The sequence below is a fragment of the Halovivax cerinus genome (assembly GCF_024498195.1).
In the GTDB taxonomy this organism is placed as follows: domain Archaea; phylum Halobacteriota; class Halobacteria; order Halobacteriales; family Natrialbaceae; genus Halovivax; species Halovivax cerinus.
On the sequence record NZ_CP101824.1, the window covers coordinates 2,092,780 to 2,107,156 of the forward strand.

General features: G+C 64.8%; 17 protein-coding genes. 10 read left to right on the plus strand and 7 right to left on the minus strand.

Annotated elements, in window-relative coordinates:
- Positions 1 to 48 precede the first annotated feature (48 nt).
- Both NO366_RS09695 and NO366_RS09700 read right to left on the minus strand, forming a co-directional pair.
- Positions 49 to 918, minus strand: coding sequence for a deoxyribonuclease IV (locus NO366_RS09695; protein WP_256530592.1), 870 nt, complete (start codon positions 916 to 918; stop codon positions 49 to 51).
- Positions 919 to 1,017: 99 nt separating this feature from the next.
- Positions 1,018 to 1,860, minus strand: coding sequence for a lipoate--protein ligase family protein (locus NO366_RS09700; RefSeq protein WP_256530593.1), 843 nt, complete (start codon positions 1,858 to 1,860; stop codon positions 1,018 to 1,020).
- Positions 1,861 to 2,502: 642 nt separating this feature from the next.
- On the opposite strand from NO366_RS09700, the gene NO366_RS09705 reads away from it, so the two are divergent.
- The 5 genes from NO366_RS09705 to NO366_RS09725 all read left to right on the plus strand — a co-directional run bounded on the left by NO366_RS09705 (position 2,503) and on the right by NO366_RS09725 (position 6,753).
- A complete protein-coding gene (locus NO366_RS09705; protein WP_256530594.1) occupies positions 2,503 to 3,408 on the plus strand; it encodes a serine/threonine-protein kinase RIO2 in 906 nt (301 codons plus the stop codon).
- Between the two features lie 627 nt (positions 3,409 to 4,035).
- Positions 4,036 to 4,611 carry a 50S ribosomal protein L15e gene (locus NO366_RS09710; RefSeq protein ID WP_256530595.1) on the plus strand — a complete coding sequence of 192 codons (576 nt, stop codon included), beginning with the start codon at positions 4,036 to 4,038 and terminating at the stop codon, positions 4,609 to 4,611.
- A gap of 116 nt (positions 4,612 to 4,727) precedes the next feature.
- Entirely contained in the window at positions 4,728 to 5,417 is a 690-nt protein-coding gene (locus NO366_RS09715; protein ID WP_256530596.1) for a helix-turn-helix domain-containing protein, read from the plus strand.
- A gap of 57 nt (positions 5,418 to 5,474) precedes the next feature.
- Positions 5,475 to 5,810, plus strand: coding sequence for a DUF7344 domain-containing protein (locus NO366_RS09720; protein WP_256530598.1), 336 nt, complete (start codon positions 5,475 to 5,477; stop codon positions 5,808 to 5,810).
- A 244-nt stretch (positions 5,811 to 6,054) separates the two neighbouring features.
- On the plus strand, positions 6,055 to 6,753 hold the full coding sequence (locus tag NO366_RS09725) for a DUF2270 domain-containing protein (RefSeq protein WP_256530599.1): 699 nt from the start codon (positions 6,055 to 6,057) through the stop codon (positions 6,751 to 6,753).
- 15 nt (positions 6,754 to 6,768) lie between these two features.
- Here the strand turns inward: NO366_RS09725 and NO366_RS09730 are convergent, their stop codons facing one another.
- Together NO366_RS09730 and NO366_RS09735 are read right to left on the minus strand one after the other, a co-directional pair.
- Positions 6,769 to 7,041, minus strand: coding sequence for a DUF3006 domain-containing protein (locus tag NO366_RS09730; RefSeq protein WP_256530600.1), 273 nt, complete (start codon positions 7,039 to 7,041; stop codon positions 6,769 to 6,771).
- Positions 7,038 to 8,096: a ComEC/Rec2 family competence protein gene (locus NO366_RS09735; protein ID WP_256530601.1), complete on the minus strand. Its 1,059-nt coding sequence runs from the start codon at positions 8,094 to 8,096 to the stop codon at positions 7,038 to 7,040. The genes NO366_RS09730 and NO366_RS09735 overlap by 4 nt, the downstream gene beginning before the upstream one ends.
- 263 nt (positions 8,097 to 8,359) lie before the next feature.
- Here NO366_RS09735 and NO366_RS09740 point away from each other — a divergent pair, with 263 nt between their 5' ends.
- The 4 genes from NO366_RS09740 to NO366_RS09755 are packed head-to-tail and all read left to right on the plus strand — an operon-like array spanning position 8,360 to position 11,966.
- Positions 8,360 to 9,703: a hypothetical protein gene (locus NO366_RS09740; RefSeq protein WP_256530602.1), complete on the plus strand. Its 1,344-nt coding sequence runs from the start codon at positions 8,360 to 8,362 to the stop codon at positions 9,701 to 9,703.
- Positions 9,700 to 10,161, plus strand: a complete 462-nt coding sequence (locus tag NO366_RS09745) for a hypothetical protein (RefSeq protein ID WP_256530603.1) — start codon at positions 9,700 to 9,702, stop codon at positions 10,159 to 10,161. Before NO366_RS09740 ends, NO366_RS09745 begins: the two co-directional genes overlap by 4 nt.
- A 42-nt stretch (positions 10,162 to 10,203) precedes the next feature.
- Positions 10,204 to 10,941, plus strand: a complete 738-nt coding sequence (locus NO366_RS09750; RefSeq protein ID WP_256530604.1) for a hypothetical protein — start codon at positions 10,204 to 10,206, stop codon at positions 10,939 to 10,941.
- A 20-nt stretch (positions 10,942 to 10,961) separates the two neighbouring features.
- Positions 10,962 to 11,966: a hypothetical protein gene (locus NO366_RS09755; RefSeq protein WP_256530605.1), complete on the plus strand. Its 1,005-nt coding sequence runs from the start codon at positions 10,962 to 10,964 to the stop codon at positions 11,964 to 11,966.
- Positions 11,967 to 12,032: 66 nt separating this feature from the next.
- Here NO366_RS09755 and msrB read toward each other — a convergent pair whose 3' ends face one another.
- The 3 genes from msrB to NO366_RS09770 form a co-directional block, all read right to left on the minus strand.
- Entirely contained in the window at positions 12,033 to 12,434 is a 402-nt protein-coding gene (gene msrB / locus NO366_RS09760) for a peptide-methionine (R)-S-oxide reductase MsrB (RefSeq protein ID WP_256530606.1), read from the minus strand.
- 85 nt (positions 12,435 to 12,519) lie between these two features.
- Complete coding sequence (locus NO366_RS09765) at positions 12,520 to 12,690, minus strand: hypothetical protein (RefSeq protein WP_256530607.1); 171 nt, start codon at positions 12,688 to 12,690, stop codon at positions 12,520 to 12,522.
- Positions 12,691 to 12,782: 92 nt separating this feature from the next.
- Positions 12,783 to 13,391 carry a hypothetical protein gene (locus NO366_RS09770; protein ID WP_256530608.1) on the minus strand — a complete coding sequence of 203 codons (609 nt, stop codon included), beginning with the start codon at positions 13,389 to 13,391 and terminating at the stop codon, positions 12,783 to 12,785.
- Positions 13,392 to 13,716: 325 nt separating this feature from the next.
- Here NO366_RS09770 and NO366_RS09775 point away from each other — a divergent pair, with 325 nt between their 5' ends.
- Entirely contained in the window at positions 13,717 to 14,322 is a 606-nt protein-coding gene (locus NO366_RS09775; RefSeq protein WP_256530609.1) for a hypothetical protein, read from the plus strand.
- The last annotated feature ends 55 nt before the right edge of the window (positions 14,323 to 14,377 follow it).

Sequence of the window (14,377 nt, forward strand, 5' to 3'; positions counted from 1 at the left end):
ACGACGAATCGACGGCTGAATCGTTTCACTCGAGGTAGACCGATAGCCTCAGTCTTCGCGTAGTTCCTCCGTCTTCTGGATGTTCCACGCGAATCCGCGACCGTCCTCCGTTGGCGTCTCGAGGGCGAACGGCAGGTCGCGCAGGTCGGGGTGGTTGACGATCGCGGCGATCCCGTCCTCGCCGATGTACCCTTCGCCGATGAGGGCGTGTTCGTCCTTGTGCGTCCCAACGTCGTGTTTGGAGTCGTTCAGGTGAATGTACTCCAGGTACTCCAGACCGACCTCGTCGTCGAACCGACCGATCGTCTCGTCGACCGCCTCTGGCGTCGTGAGGTCGTTCCCGGCGACGAGCGTGTGGGCCGTGTCGATGCAGACGCCGATGTCGGTTTCGGTCCGGTCGACGATACCCGCGAGGTGGGAGAACTCGCCGCCGAGTTTTGTGCCGCTGCCGGCGTCCGATTCGATCAACAGCTGAACGCCGTTTGGGACGTCGAGTTCGTCGATCGCGCTGGCGGCGTTGTCCAGGCCACCCTCGACACCGGCACCCGTGTGGGCGCCGAGGTGTGTGTTTACGTAGGGTATACCGAGTTTTGCGGCCGCGTCGAGTTCCGCCTGCAGCGACGACAACGACTTCTCGCGCAGGTCGTCCTTCGGCGTACAGAGGTTCACGAGGTACGCAGAGTGGATCACCCACGGTCCCTCGAGTTTCTCGTCTGTCTGTTCACGAAATCCCTCGGCCGCCTCGTCGTCGATCTCCGGTTCGGCCCAGACCTGCGGCGACGTGGTGAAGATTTGCCCGCAGTTCCCGCCGAACGCCAGCTGGCGGGGGACTGCGTTCCGAAGGTCGTCGTACGGTGGGGTCTCCTCGTCGGAGGAGACGCGCGATCCGGAGATAGAGACGTGTGCACCTACCTTCATGGACCCGTGTCGGTACGGCGCCCTGATAGGCGTATCGAAGCCAGAAAACCGATCGGACGGATCGTTCGATGTGCCGATAGCACGTTCGCCAACTAGTGGTCACCTGCCGCCGTCGGTGGCCGCCTTCGTCTCCCGGTTTCGAACCCACTCGTCGGCGCCGTACTTGCGGTCGGCGAGGTCGCGCGCTGCCCAGAGTTCGTCGCTCGACCACTCGCCGTCGTCGGCGTCACACCACTCCCCGAGGGCGTCTGCGAGGTGGTCGACGCAGTCTTCGCGGTCGAGATCCGTTTCCGCCGCGATACTGCCGACCCGGGCGGTGAATCGATCCACCGTCACCTCGTGGTCGGCGAAGACGCCGAGGTGCCGTGCCGGCGTGCGGTCGAAACTGATCGAACCGTGCTGGATGACGGCGTCACGCCGGCGGTACTGGGCGTTTCCGCTGACCTTCAGCGAGGCGCCGTCGTCGGTGTGGACGACGATGTCGTGGGCGGGGTTGACGTCCCGGAGGTAGCAAGCGGGTTGATGGATCGACGACTTCGGTCGCTCGGCGAAGTCGGCGTCGATTCCCATCCGGTCGAGCGCGTCCAGGACCGGCTCGCAGAACAGCGCGTAACACTCCATCAGGTCCCCAGGGACCTCCTCAGCTGGCGCGACGATGGTGTAGGAGATGTCACCGTGTCGGTCGTGGTAGATCCCCCCGCCGCCGGTCTGGCGGCGGGTGACGTCGATCCCCTCTCGCTTGCAGTAGTCCCAGTCGACGCTCTCTGCCTTCTGTCGGTAGCCAAGTGAGAGCGTACTCGGCTCCCACGCGTACGTCCTGACGGTTCGGACGCCGTCCTCGTGGGCCGTCTTGACGGCGACTTCTTCGAGCGCCATCTGGGTCGCTCCATCCCGGGGCTCGTCTCGGATCAATCGCCACTCCCGATCGCCGAGTTCGCTCATACGGGTCCATCGACCGGGATCGGCAAACCGCTTCCGATCCGTGCGATCGACCTTTCCACGAAACGAGCCGCTCGCGACCGCTGGCGATTGTTTTGCAGAAGAACGCCGCTCGGGGCACTGAATCGGCCGAGAACTATTTTATATTGCGACATACAGTTTATAAATGGGCGAATATGGGGTGAGAGCGGCTGTACTGCGTGGAATAGCGGGTATCTGTTCGTGGGATCACTGACGGCGGTCGCTGTACGGGCGTGTTTCCGGCGGCGTGTTTCCGGCCAATTGGCGCAGTTATCGCTCCCCTGGAAGAACCGTCGGTTGGATATCGGATCTCTGGGGGCGTTCTGGTACTCGATCTGACTCCAATGGGCCGGTGACTCATTGAAGCCCGCACCTTGTGGTTCGCGTCGGGCGATTGCTAGCGCATCACGCTCCGGACCGCATCGGTTTCCAGATAGACCGAATCGATCGTCCGATAGCGAACCCGAGTGGCGGGGTATCGGATGAGCGATCCGATCACTCTCGTTCGGACGGCATTTCGTTCGATCACAGTATGGGTCGACCCCACAGCCGGTGGCGGGCCGTTGTGAGCGGGTCGGTCCGACTGTCGCGCGCTTTTTACCGCCGCACCGTCTAGGCGCGGCCATGGTTCGAAACGTCGCTCCGGAACTTCCCGATCTCGAGTCGGAGGACTTCTACCTCCTCTCCGGCGTCGAACAGGGGATGCGGTTTTCGGAGTGGGTCAAACGGGAGAAACTGCCCGAGTTCACCAGCCTCACCCCCGAGGAGGTCGACTATCGACTCGAACGCTGTCTCAAACGGGGTCTCGTCGAGAAGAAGACGATCCAGTACGAGGGCTACACCCTGCAGTTCGAGGGCTACGACACACTCGCGTTGCGGGCGCTGGTCGAGCAAGATGTCATCGGGGAGTTCGGTTCGCCTCTCGGTGTGGGAAAAGAGAGCGACGTCTACGAGGTTCGCTCGTACAAACCGCTCGCGCTCAAGTACCACCGGGAGGGGTACACGAACTTTCGGGAAGTGGCCAAAGAGCGCGATTACACGTCCGATCGTGAGCACGTCTCCTGGCTGTACACCGCGCGCAAGGCGGCCGAACGAGAGTTCGAAATTCTGGAGACGCTCTACCCCGACGTCTCGGTGCCGCGTCCGATCGAACAGAATCGCCACGCGATCGTGATGGAAAAGATGGATGGTGTGGAACTCTCGCGGGCGAAACTCGACGACGACCAGGTCGTCGGCGTCCTCGACATGCTACTGTCCGAACTCGCACGCGCGTACGAACTGGGGTACGTCCACGCGGACATGAGCGAGTACAACATCTTCGTCGACGAGGGCGGTGTGACGATCTTCGACTGGCCGCAGGCCGTTCCGACGGATCATCCGAACGCCGACGAGTTTGTCGAACGCGACGTGACCAACCTCGTCGGGTACTTCGATCGAAAGTATCCGAATCAGCTTCCGGAGTGGGACGCCCCGTCCATCGCGTCCGCCATCCGATCTGGGACGTTCGACTCCGTACAGGCCAGACAGTAGCTCCTCCGACGTTTACTGGCGCCCGCCTCGGCTCGACACTCCCTTTAAGTAGGGTGGCCTGTATTCACCGAATACACTCTATAGCGCTATACGGAATTGCGGCCCAGTCGTCGTCGATCGAACCGTGGATTTTGACGGTCTCGGAGTCTGTCAGCCAGGAAAAGCGCGTTTCGTGGGGTGACTTGTGGCGGCTCGATAGTGTGCTACTCCGGTGTCCGTACATCCCACTGCCCGTGGGCGAGTAGTGACGGTGCCGCTGTTATTCCTGCCGTGATCGGGCGCCGGGGTGAACTCGTCGTTAGGCCAATCTTCGCCATCGGCCGTCTGTGTACGGACCCGTTCTCGGAGCACCGTTCGCGACGATAAACGGGTTCTCCTGCGGATCGCTTCGAGCAGTTCACCGTACTCGACTAAGCGCGAACGGGCTGTGATAGGCGTCCGCCTCGATCTCGTCTGGAACCGCCTCACTGCAGACGACATCGCTTCGAAGCCCTTATGAAACGACGTTCGGTAGTATCGGTAGCTACGCTGGGCGGCGGGCACCAGCGGGCACCCGTTCGGAGTATCCACGGGTTGGAATGTGGGCCGGTCGACCGGTCTGAACCAGAAACGCCCGCGGTGATACACATGACACGAAGCTTCTACTCCCACATCAAGGAGGCCTGGAAGAACCCCGGCGACGGGAAACTCGGGGAACTCCAGTGGCAACGCAAACAGGAGTGGCGCAATCAGGGCGCCATCGAACGCATCGAGCGACCGACGCGACTCGACAAGGCCCGCGAACTCGGTTACAAAGCCAAGCAGGGCATCGTCCTCACGCGCGTCTCCGTCCGCAAGGGGACCGCTCGGAAGGAGCGCTTCACCGCCGGTCGGCGGACCAAGCGCCAGGGCGTCAACCGCATCGGCCGACGCAAGAACATCCAGCGAATCGGCGAGGAGCGCGTCTCCCGCAAGCACCCCAACCTGCGAGTCCTGGCCAGCTACTGGGTCGGCGAGGACGGCTCCCAGAAGTGGTTCGAAGTGATCCTCGTGGATCCGGAGCACCCGGCGATAGAGAACGACGACGATTTGAACTGGATCTGCGCGGACGAACACACCAATCGTGCGTTCCGCGGCCTGACCAACGCCGGCAAGTCGAACCGCGGCCTCCAGAACCGTGGCAAGGGCACCGAGAAGGTTCGCCCGTCGAACAACGGCGAGTGATCGTCGGCGAGTGTCCGACTGACGGGTGATCGGTCGACGCATACCCGTTCTCTCCTGGAATATCTCGATTTCTACCTTATCTCACCATTTTTATCGGCAGCTTGCTTACGCGTGTTGTGAGTCTCTTCGGTAAATTCCGCGTTCCGTCGTCCGCGTTCGCTCTTCACGAGACGCTCACGGCGGTGCCGGAAATGGGGATCGAGATCGAACGCGTGGTGGTCACGGACGAAGTCCTGACACCCTACTTCTGGATTTCGGGCGTCTCACCGGGCGCGTTCGAGTCGGCGGCACAGGACGATCCAACGATTCAGCATATCAAGCGACTGGACGAGTTCGCCGACTCGGCACTCTACCGTGCGGAGTGGACGGCGCAGGTCCAGTCGGTCCTGTACGCGTACACCGAGATCGAGGCCGTGATCCTGGAGGCGACGGGGACCGACCAGCGGTGGGAGCTTCGCATGCGGTTCGACGACCGCGACCAGCTTGGTGCCTTTCAGGACTATTGTGAGGAACACCGGATCGCGTTCAGCCTGCAGCAACTCACACAGCTGTCACAGCCCAAGACCGGGGGTCAGTACGGACTGACGCCGAAACAGCAGGAGGCGCTGGTCGCCGCGTGGAAGGCCGGCTACTTCGAGACGCCGAGGGAGTCGTCGCTCTCCGACGTCGCGGACGATCTCGACATCACGCAGCAGTCGCTCTCGAAACGCATTCAGCGGGCGAACCAGACGTTGATCGGAAATACGCTGGTCGTCTCTGCGGAGTACGCAGCGCCCGATACTCCCGACCCCGACTTGAAACACTGATAGTACAGTCCGGTTGCACAGGGGCGTCGGTCCCGTCGCTAACGTAGAGGCACCATAATGAGTTTACCTCCCGTGCAGGCCGTCGACGATTCCGAACTGCTCACCCACCGCGATCGTCGTCAGCTCTGTGCGATTCTGGCTGCGAGCGGGCCGCTGCCGATATCGGTGTTGGCTGAACGACTGGTCGAACGCGCAGGGAGTCGCTCGTTCGACGATCCGACGGCAGCCCGCGTCGCGCTGTGTCACAATCACCTGCCGCGGCTCCGCGATCGCGGGATCGTCGACTACGAACCGGGTGACGAGACCGTCTGCATCTCGGATCGGATCACGTTCGAAGTTGACGAGGCCGATCTCGTCACCGTGGTCTCCGACTCCCGGACCGCCGAGGTCTGACAAACTGGAGTCACACGAGAACCGCCGAGTTGTGACCGGTCAGACCGATCCGATGCGTACGCTTGCCGTCGATCGGTACTCGTCGAGCGGCGGACGCTGGCCCGGTGTTCTTCGGTTTCGGTCGCGTACTCCCTGAACACCCTATGCGGCGCCAGTCACGTCCCCGAATCGAGACTCGTATCGACCTCCCGGGTGAGTCGGGACGCCGCGTCCCACCGCGACGATCGAACCCGGGTGAGGTTCCGTGAGTGCGGACCGAAACGACCCAGACGAGGCCCACGTGGGCAAAGCCATCGACGACGATCCCTCGTACCTGTCGGCGATTCTCGGGCACGCCTACCGTGGCGAACTCGACCGGGAGACGACCTGGCGATCACGTCTGGATCAGACGACGACGTGGACGGTGACGGTCATGGCCGCGATCCTCACGTGGGCGTTTTCGAGCCCGGACAACCCACACTACATCGTCCTCGTCGGCGTCGTCGTCGCGACGGTCTTCCTCCTCATCGAGGCTCGAAGATATCGCGATTACGACGTCTACCGCTCGCGAATTCGGCTGTTCCAGCAGAACCTGTTCGCGCCTGCGCTCGATCCCGACCGCGGGCTCGAACACGCGGATTGGCGCACCGAACTCAGCGAAGATTACCGCCGCCCGACGGTCAAGATCACGCTGCGAGAGGCGGTCGCGAACAGACTCAAACGGATCTACGCCGCGCTCCTCGGGGTCTTGCTCTTCGCCTGGGTATTCCGCGTGACGGCCTTTGCCCCCACGCAGGCGAGCGTCGACGACGCTGCGGTCGGGACCGTCCCCGGTTCCGTCGTCGTCGTGATCGTGGTCGCGTACGCCCTCGCGATCGTGGTAGTGACGGTCTGGCCGCGAGAGCGCGAGGCCAAAGAGGAGTTCAGAGAGGGAGAGTACGGCGAGTGGAAGGACTCGGAGTGAGCATCAGCCGGGCTCTTACTCGTCGTCCAGGCGTTCTGCGAGCCGGTCGAATCGACTCTGGGCCGATTCGCGACGCGACTCGGTCTCGTCGGCCCGGTAAGCGAGAGTGACGACGTCGCCGTCGTCCATTTCGAGGTCGTACACGGCCCCGTCGGACCGACCGTCCGCCGGCAGTCGATCCGCCGGGAGGGTCACCTGGTCGACGACCTCGCCGTCGTCTTCGAGCAGCAGGACGGCCGTCTCGTCGTCGACGATGCGATCGAGGACGGCGGTTTCGTCGGCGCTCATGGGTACCTCACCGTCCGCGCCGTGAGGGGAAGAATCCCCACCACGAGCGCGCCCGGCGAAACGGTTGCGGGCGGTGGGAGGCGCGACTCGCCGTCGGCTGGCTTCTCGTCGCGGAGTGCTGCGGCGTCCGTCGGTCCATCGCTCGCTGTGTCGACGGCGATCGACTCGCCGTCGGTCGCGACGAGGACGTCGCCGTGGACGCCCGTCCAGTAGGTCTCGACGTCACGATCCGCGAACGACTGGAGCACTTCGTCGTGTGGGTGCCCGTACTGACTGTCCTGTGCGCTCGAAATCACCGTCATCGACGGATCGACGGCGTCGAGGAATGCCGGGGTCGAACTCGTCGACGAGCCGTGGTGGCCCGCCTGGTAGATGTCCACGTCGAGTGCGTTCCCCCGGGTTTCGGCGAGTCGCGATTCGGCGTCGGCGCCGGCGTCGCCGGTCGTCAGGTACGAGACGTCGCCGTAATCGAGTCGGAGGACGACGCCGTTCGCGTCGATGTCGTCGGACGTCGCGTCCGCGGGCGGATTCAGGATGCGAGCCTCGACGGCATCGAGGTCGAACGTATCACCCGATTGAACCTGTTTGAGCGACACGTCGTGCGTTTCGATCGCGTCGAGGTAGCCGTCGTAGGTTTTCGACGTGTGGGCGACGCCCGAGTCGTAGACGGCGCCGACGCCGTCGCCCTGGGTCTCGACGTGCTCGATGATAGCGGCGTGGCCGCCGATGTGGTCCGAGTGGCCGTGTGTCGAGACCAGGTGGTCGACTCGGTCGATTCCGCGATCCTCGAGGAACGAGAGCACCTGCTCGCCATCGTCGTGCCAGTCGCCGGAGTCGATCACCATCGTCTCGCCGTTCGGTGCGAGGACGACCGTCGCGTCGCCCTGCCCGACGTCTATGTGGTGGATCTCGAGGACGTCGTCACCCTCGAGCTCGTCGACCACCGACGGTTCGTCTGCTGTGCCGACGGACGATTCGTCGGGGATCGCTTCGAGACAGCCTCCGAGGAGGACGACCGACGTGACGGCGAGGACCAACAGTGCGCGGCGACTCATGTCGTCGCTCGGGGCCGGAGACGAACATACCTTATTGAGGATTTCTAAAACGATGGGCGGGGAATATAGCGTGGTCTGAAACTACGCGCCCAGTTTAGTTGTTATATTGCGTTCCAACGGCGGCTCCGTAGTGAGTTCTGTTCTCGTTGCGCCCGTGTCCCCCGCCGCGATCACGGATCCCGCGGTCGGCCTCACGACCGTAAAGTAGCACGTGCAAGGCCAAGAACCTGGCCTCCGGCGGGTCTTTACTGGGACTGATTCGAATGCCGCCGTCATCCGACGCGAGACAGGAGTCGACCGGCGACGAACAGGACACGGACGCCGCCGAATCCGGGGAGGCGGGGTCCGGCGAGAAACGATCGGCGCTTGCCGTCGCCTCGAGCGCGGCGCGCGAGCAGGGAGATAGCGAACGCGAGGAGGACGGAACCGACGAACAGGCGGGCGGCACGGAGCAGGAAGGCCGCGGCACGGAGCAAGAAGACCGCGGCGAGGAGCAGGAGGGAAGTGCCGAGGAGCAGGAAGGGAGCGGCGAGCAGGAATCGGGCGACGGTGAACAGACGTCCGAGACCGATGACGCGCGATCGGACGAGTCGTCGGCGGACAGCGAGTCCGAATCGACCGGCGAGAACGCCGAGTCGTCGGCGACGGACGAGGGATCCGCGTCCTCTGGCGAGAGCGACGAATCGTCCGATATGGAGGCGGTCGAGATCGAGGAGGCCGAGGCGGTCACGATCAGGGAGGCAGGTGACGAGCCCGAGGGGTCGGCGACGGTCCTCCACGTCCTGCTCGAGGGGCTCCACGTCAACCTGCTCGGCCTCGAGATTCACCTGCCCGAACTCGACCTCGACGTCTCTGCCGTGCCGGGTGAGCAGCGATTACTCGGCAATCTCCTGTCGCAGGTCGCCGGCCTCCTGGACGGGATCGGCGGCGGTGGCGGGGGACTGCTGTCCGGGCTCCGGAGCGCCCTGGGGAAGCTGACGCCGAGTTCGATACTGGGCGGCCTGAAGAAACGCCTCGTCGGTCTGATTCCGTTCGCCGGCGGCGGGTCCGGAGACGACGACGGTAGCGACGAGTCCGAAGAAAGTGAATCGGCACCCGATTCGGACTCGGAAGCTGACTCCGAGGACCAATCGTCCGACGAGCAGGGATCCGAAGATGCGGGCGACGAATCCGGGGAGGCGGAGAGTGACGAGTCCGGGGAAGCGGAGGGAGACGGCGGCGAGTCCGGGGGCGGGATCCTCCGGTCGATCGGCTCGCGAGTGCGGTCTGTCGTGGGGAGTCTGGTGCCCTCGATCCCGGTGGAGAAGGCACTCTCGTGGGCCCTCCAGACCGGGCTGAAGCGCCTCGTCGCAGCGGTCGATCAGCGAACGGGCGACGGGGGCGGCGACTCCGGCGGCGAGGGCGAGGAAGCGGAACCCGCGGCCGCCGACGGCGGTTGGATTCCCGGGACGACTGGCGGTGATGCACCGACCGATGGTGCTGGGACGACTGGCGGTGATGCGACGATCGACGGTGCTGGGACGACCGCCCACGGACGACCGACCACGGTACGGCCACCTGCTCGACAACACGACGACGAAACGGACGACTTCGGAGGAACCAAATGAGCGACGGAAGCCTGACCGACCGGGTCGAGTACGGCGAGATCACGGGGAGTATCGACATCGAGGAGTTACTCGAGGGCACGCAGTGGGAGGATTCGCTCGACGGGGACGAACCCCTTGGACAGGCCCTCGGCGGAGCGATCGGTGCGATGGCCGGTCGCAGAGTCGGGGCGATACTCGGCCAGACGATCGGCTCGTTCGTCGTCGACGACCTCCTCTCAGGTGGCGACGGGACGGAAGCCGAGGGTGAGGACGACACCGACGCGGCCGGAGACGAGGGGAGCGACGGACAGGAGGCCGACGGCGAGGACGATACCGACACGGACGAGAGTGAGGCCGACTCGGCGGACGACGAAACGGCGGACGCTGCCGACGACTCGGACAGTACCGACGACGCCACGTCGGAGTCCGCCGACGATTCCGACGAATCGACCGAGGAGGCCGCGAGTGCCGAATCGTGACGGTCGCACCGAGCGCTGGTTCCAATGAGTGACACCGATTCCATGACGGAGGTCGTAGTCGAGGAGGCGACGAACCAGTTCGACGTCGACGGACTCGTCGACGGACTCGTCGGCGGCGAGTCGCTGGGCGAGCAGGTCGACTCCGCGGAGGTGGGGCGAGCGGTCGGCGCCCGGCTCGGCGAGGCGGCCGGCCAACGGGTCGGCTCGGCCATCGGCCGGCGCGTCCAGGAGACGCTCGACACCATCGACGAGTCGGCCGATCCGCGAGACATTATCGCCGATCTCGCGACGGCGGTCCGCGATGGCCTGGCTGACGCTCTCTCCGAGTCACGAGAGCGCGGGTCGGCACTCGCCACGGTCGTCGACGCCGCGCGGGATGCCGGGCTCGGCTCGATCATCACCGACGCCATCGGTGGCGAGAGTGGGGACGCCGACGTGGCCGACGGCGAGGAACCCGAGGACGTGGACGACGAATTGGACTCTGGAGACGACGGGGAATCCGAATCGGCGTCAGGGGACGAGTCGGAATCCGAAGCGGCGTCCGGGGAGGACACCCAGGCGTCCGAGGCGACGGTCCCCGACGCCGTCGACGCCGAATCGATCGACGCCGACGACCTCGACTCGCTCAAGACGGAGACCCTCGAAGCCTACCTCCAGTCCATCTCCTACCGCGATCTCCAGTCGATCGCGAAGGACATCGGCGTGACCGCGAACATCACGCACGAGGAGATGGCCGGTCGAATCGTCGACGCTGTCACCGACGACGGTGACGAATCGTAGCAGCGAATCGGGGCCAACCAATGAGTACCGTACCGCAGTCCACGATCGACGACGTCACAGAACGGGTCTGGGACCTCCTCGATGAGGCGACGAACGCGCTTCCTGACGAGGCGGCGCGGAGTGACGAGTCCGAACCAGCCGATGCCCTGTCCGACTCCGGCCGGTCCACGCTTCGCGCGCTCGGATCGGACGCGGCCGCCCTGCTCGAAGACACCGAGCCGGAGGCGCTCCTGGCGGCGCTCGATATCGATCGCCCGGACGGCGCCGACTCGATTCCGGCGGCAATCCTCGCCGGCGATCCGGACGATGTGGCGTCGCTTCGGGCGTTGGTAACGCTGTCCCGGCTGGCCGACGACGAGGCCGTCGGTGGGTCGTTCGACGCCGAGGAGCGAGACGCGACGGTAACGCTGGCATCCCTCCTGGCGGACGGGCCGGTCGGCGAACCTGCGACGGCGGCCGGCCACGACGCGGCGGGCCAGTCCGCTGCGGGGGGCGCGCCGGCCGAGTCGGAGTCCGAGGACGAAACCGCCGGTGACGAGATCATCGACGTCCTTCAGGGCGCCCTCGACGAGGTGGGGACGGGTATCGACGACGTACTCGGCGTCGGCGGTGAGGAGGACGGCGACGGGAGCGACGACGACGGGAGCGACGACGATCGCGGTGAAGACGATGGCGGCGAGTCCGGCGACGACGGTGAGCTCGGGGACGTGACGGCGGGCCTCGTCGACGAAGCTGAATCCCTCTCGAGCGACACTTCGACGGGCGACGGGGAGGCAGCGGACGACGACGGTGAGACGGAGGGCGGCGAACGCGATGACGCCGAGGGCGGCGACGAAGACGGAGGTCTCCTCGACGTCGGCGGGGAGGGGCTGCTCGACGGCGACCGGTCGACCGACGGCGAGGACTCGGGCCGGACCCGGCAGTCCGTGAGCGGGTTCGGTCGCACGTCGCACTCGACGATTCCCGCGGGGGATCGCCCCGACATGACGGGGCTCGCGCGCTACCGGACGATGCCGGATCGATAGCGACCCGGACGGCGACGGGATGTCGCACTCGCCGGCTGGTGGCGGATCGGCGCGGCCGCCGTGCCGTCAGTCGTCCTCGTAGTCCAGCGCGACGGAGTTGATGCAAAAGCGCTGTCCCGTCGGTTCTGGGCCGTCCTCGAACACGTGGCCGAGGTGGCCGCCACAGTTCGCACACAGCACTTCCGTGCGGCGCATGCCGTGGCTGGTGTCGAGGCGCGTCTCGATCCTGTCCTCGGGCGCGTCGTAGAAACTCGGCCACCCACAGCCGTGGTCGAACTTCGTCGTCGCGTCGAAGAGTGTCTCCCCGCAGCCGGCACAGGCGAACGTCCCGTCGCCGTCGTGGTCGACGTACTCGCCGCTGAAGGGTGCCTCGGTTCCTGCCTCGCGGAGTATCTCGTACTCCTCGTCCGTGAGGCGTTCTCGCCACTCCTCGTCTGTCTCGGGAAGGTCGGCTGCGTCCTGACTCATGCCGTCATCAAGGGGCGGGACGCCAAAGAGTCTGTCTCCGTCCCGACCGGTCGCGCGCCCGTCGGCTGCCGACGGAGCGTGGGCGCTAGTTGATCGAGATACCTGTGATGAGATTCGTACTCGTACACTCGGGACACTGACTCATCCGCCCCAGTCCCGGGACGTCGATCCGGTTCCACGTGTCGTCGCCGTCCGGAGCGCTGTATCCACAGTTGAGACAGCGCGAGTGTGTCGGTGCCGCCTGTTTCTGTCCCATGCGAGTGCGTATACCACGGTTCGTCTAAGTCGTTATCCACGTTCGCAGCGACTGTTCGTCGGCCGAGAATGGGAGCCGACGATCGACCGTACTCACAGCACTCGCTCCGAATCGGGATTCTCCAGGTCCCAGAGCAGTTCGGGGAGAAATGCGGATAGCTCGTCGACGACGCGCCGGTTCGAGACGCCGAGTCCCTCGCAGTGCTCCCGGGCCGAGTCGCGCACGTCGACGTGAAGGCCGTCGGCCTCGCGACTGACCGCGAGGGGAAAGACGGAACAGCGCGTCGGCTTCCAGTCGTGTTCGTCGTCCAGGTGGAGCTGACAGAGCCCATCGTCGCCGAGGAAGGCGCAGGCCTGGCCGTCGTCGGCGACGTGGTCCTCGCGGGCTTTCGGCTCGCGGGTGACGAATTTCTCGCCGCGAAAGTCCGTCGTCGTCTCGGAGAGGTTCGCCCGGGTGGCGAGCTCGACGAGATCCGCGCCGTAGAGCAGGACGCCGTGGTGACAGCACCAGGTACACTCGTCGACGCACTCGAACGTCAGGTCCAGATCGAAGTCGACGACGACCTCTTTGCCGGGGTAAACCTCGACGCGGCGAGCGTCGTCCCCGCGGTTATCCGGCGGCTCGTTTCCACCCCGATCTGTGACAGCAGTCCGGGATGCGTCGATGGAGGCAGATCGCTCGTCCCTGTCGCCGTGGCTCACGACCGACCGAAGGGCGGAGAGGCGGAAGTGTCTTGCTACCGAGACCGGCCGGACCGACTGGCCGACCTGCCGGTGCTCGATTCGATACCCGGTCACTCTGGTCTCCGTCGATCGCCCACTTTCACTGAAAATGCCGGGTGAGTGGACCGTGATCGTCTGTATCGTCTCGGGACAGTCGTCGCGCTCTCAGGTCTCTCCGGAGGGTGGGCCGTCGTAACCATTTTTCACCGTCGTTTTCGTTCTGACCGCGAATATTGATACTAGTATAAGTATAACCAAATGATAAGATATATACGGCAACAATTTGAACCTTCGGCTGGACGCTATGTCTAACTACAACGAGCAACCCGATTCTGACGAACCACACGCGAGTCGCCGTCGAATTCTCACCGCTGCCGGCGCCGCTGGCGGGGCGATCGCCGCGACGGGGGTCGCCTCTGCCGGGTCGGTGGCCGATTTCAGCGACGAAGCCGCCGAAGAGGCCGTCAGCTCCTACCAGAGTGTCGAATCGGTCGAGGCTGCACTCGATCGCGACGCCATCCTCGAACCGCTCGCCGACGAGGGACTCATCGACGAGCCGTCGATCGACGCACTGGGTATCGAGCAACTCGGCCCGTCGTCGTCGAGTTCGGATCCCCTCGTCGCAGTCGATGCAGTGGCCTACGACGGCGGTCCAACGGCGTTGGTTCACCTTCAGAAAGAAATCGACGAAGGCGTCGTTCACGTCGTCCTCAAGCCCGATATCGACGAATTCGGCATTTCTTTCCGGGCGGACGGCGAGTCGAACGCGACCGTACTGAGCTGCCATTTTGACGGCTGCGACGACGACTGTTCCTGTGAGTATCGGTGTCGAATCATCAAATCGAGTGAGATGTGTGATGGAGAAATTGGGATGCGTCCCGAGTACTACTGTGACTGCCCTGGCTGGTAACTGATCCCCGACGGCCGGTGGAACCCAGGGTCGCCGGTCGTCGTACCAGACCCTC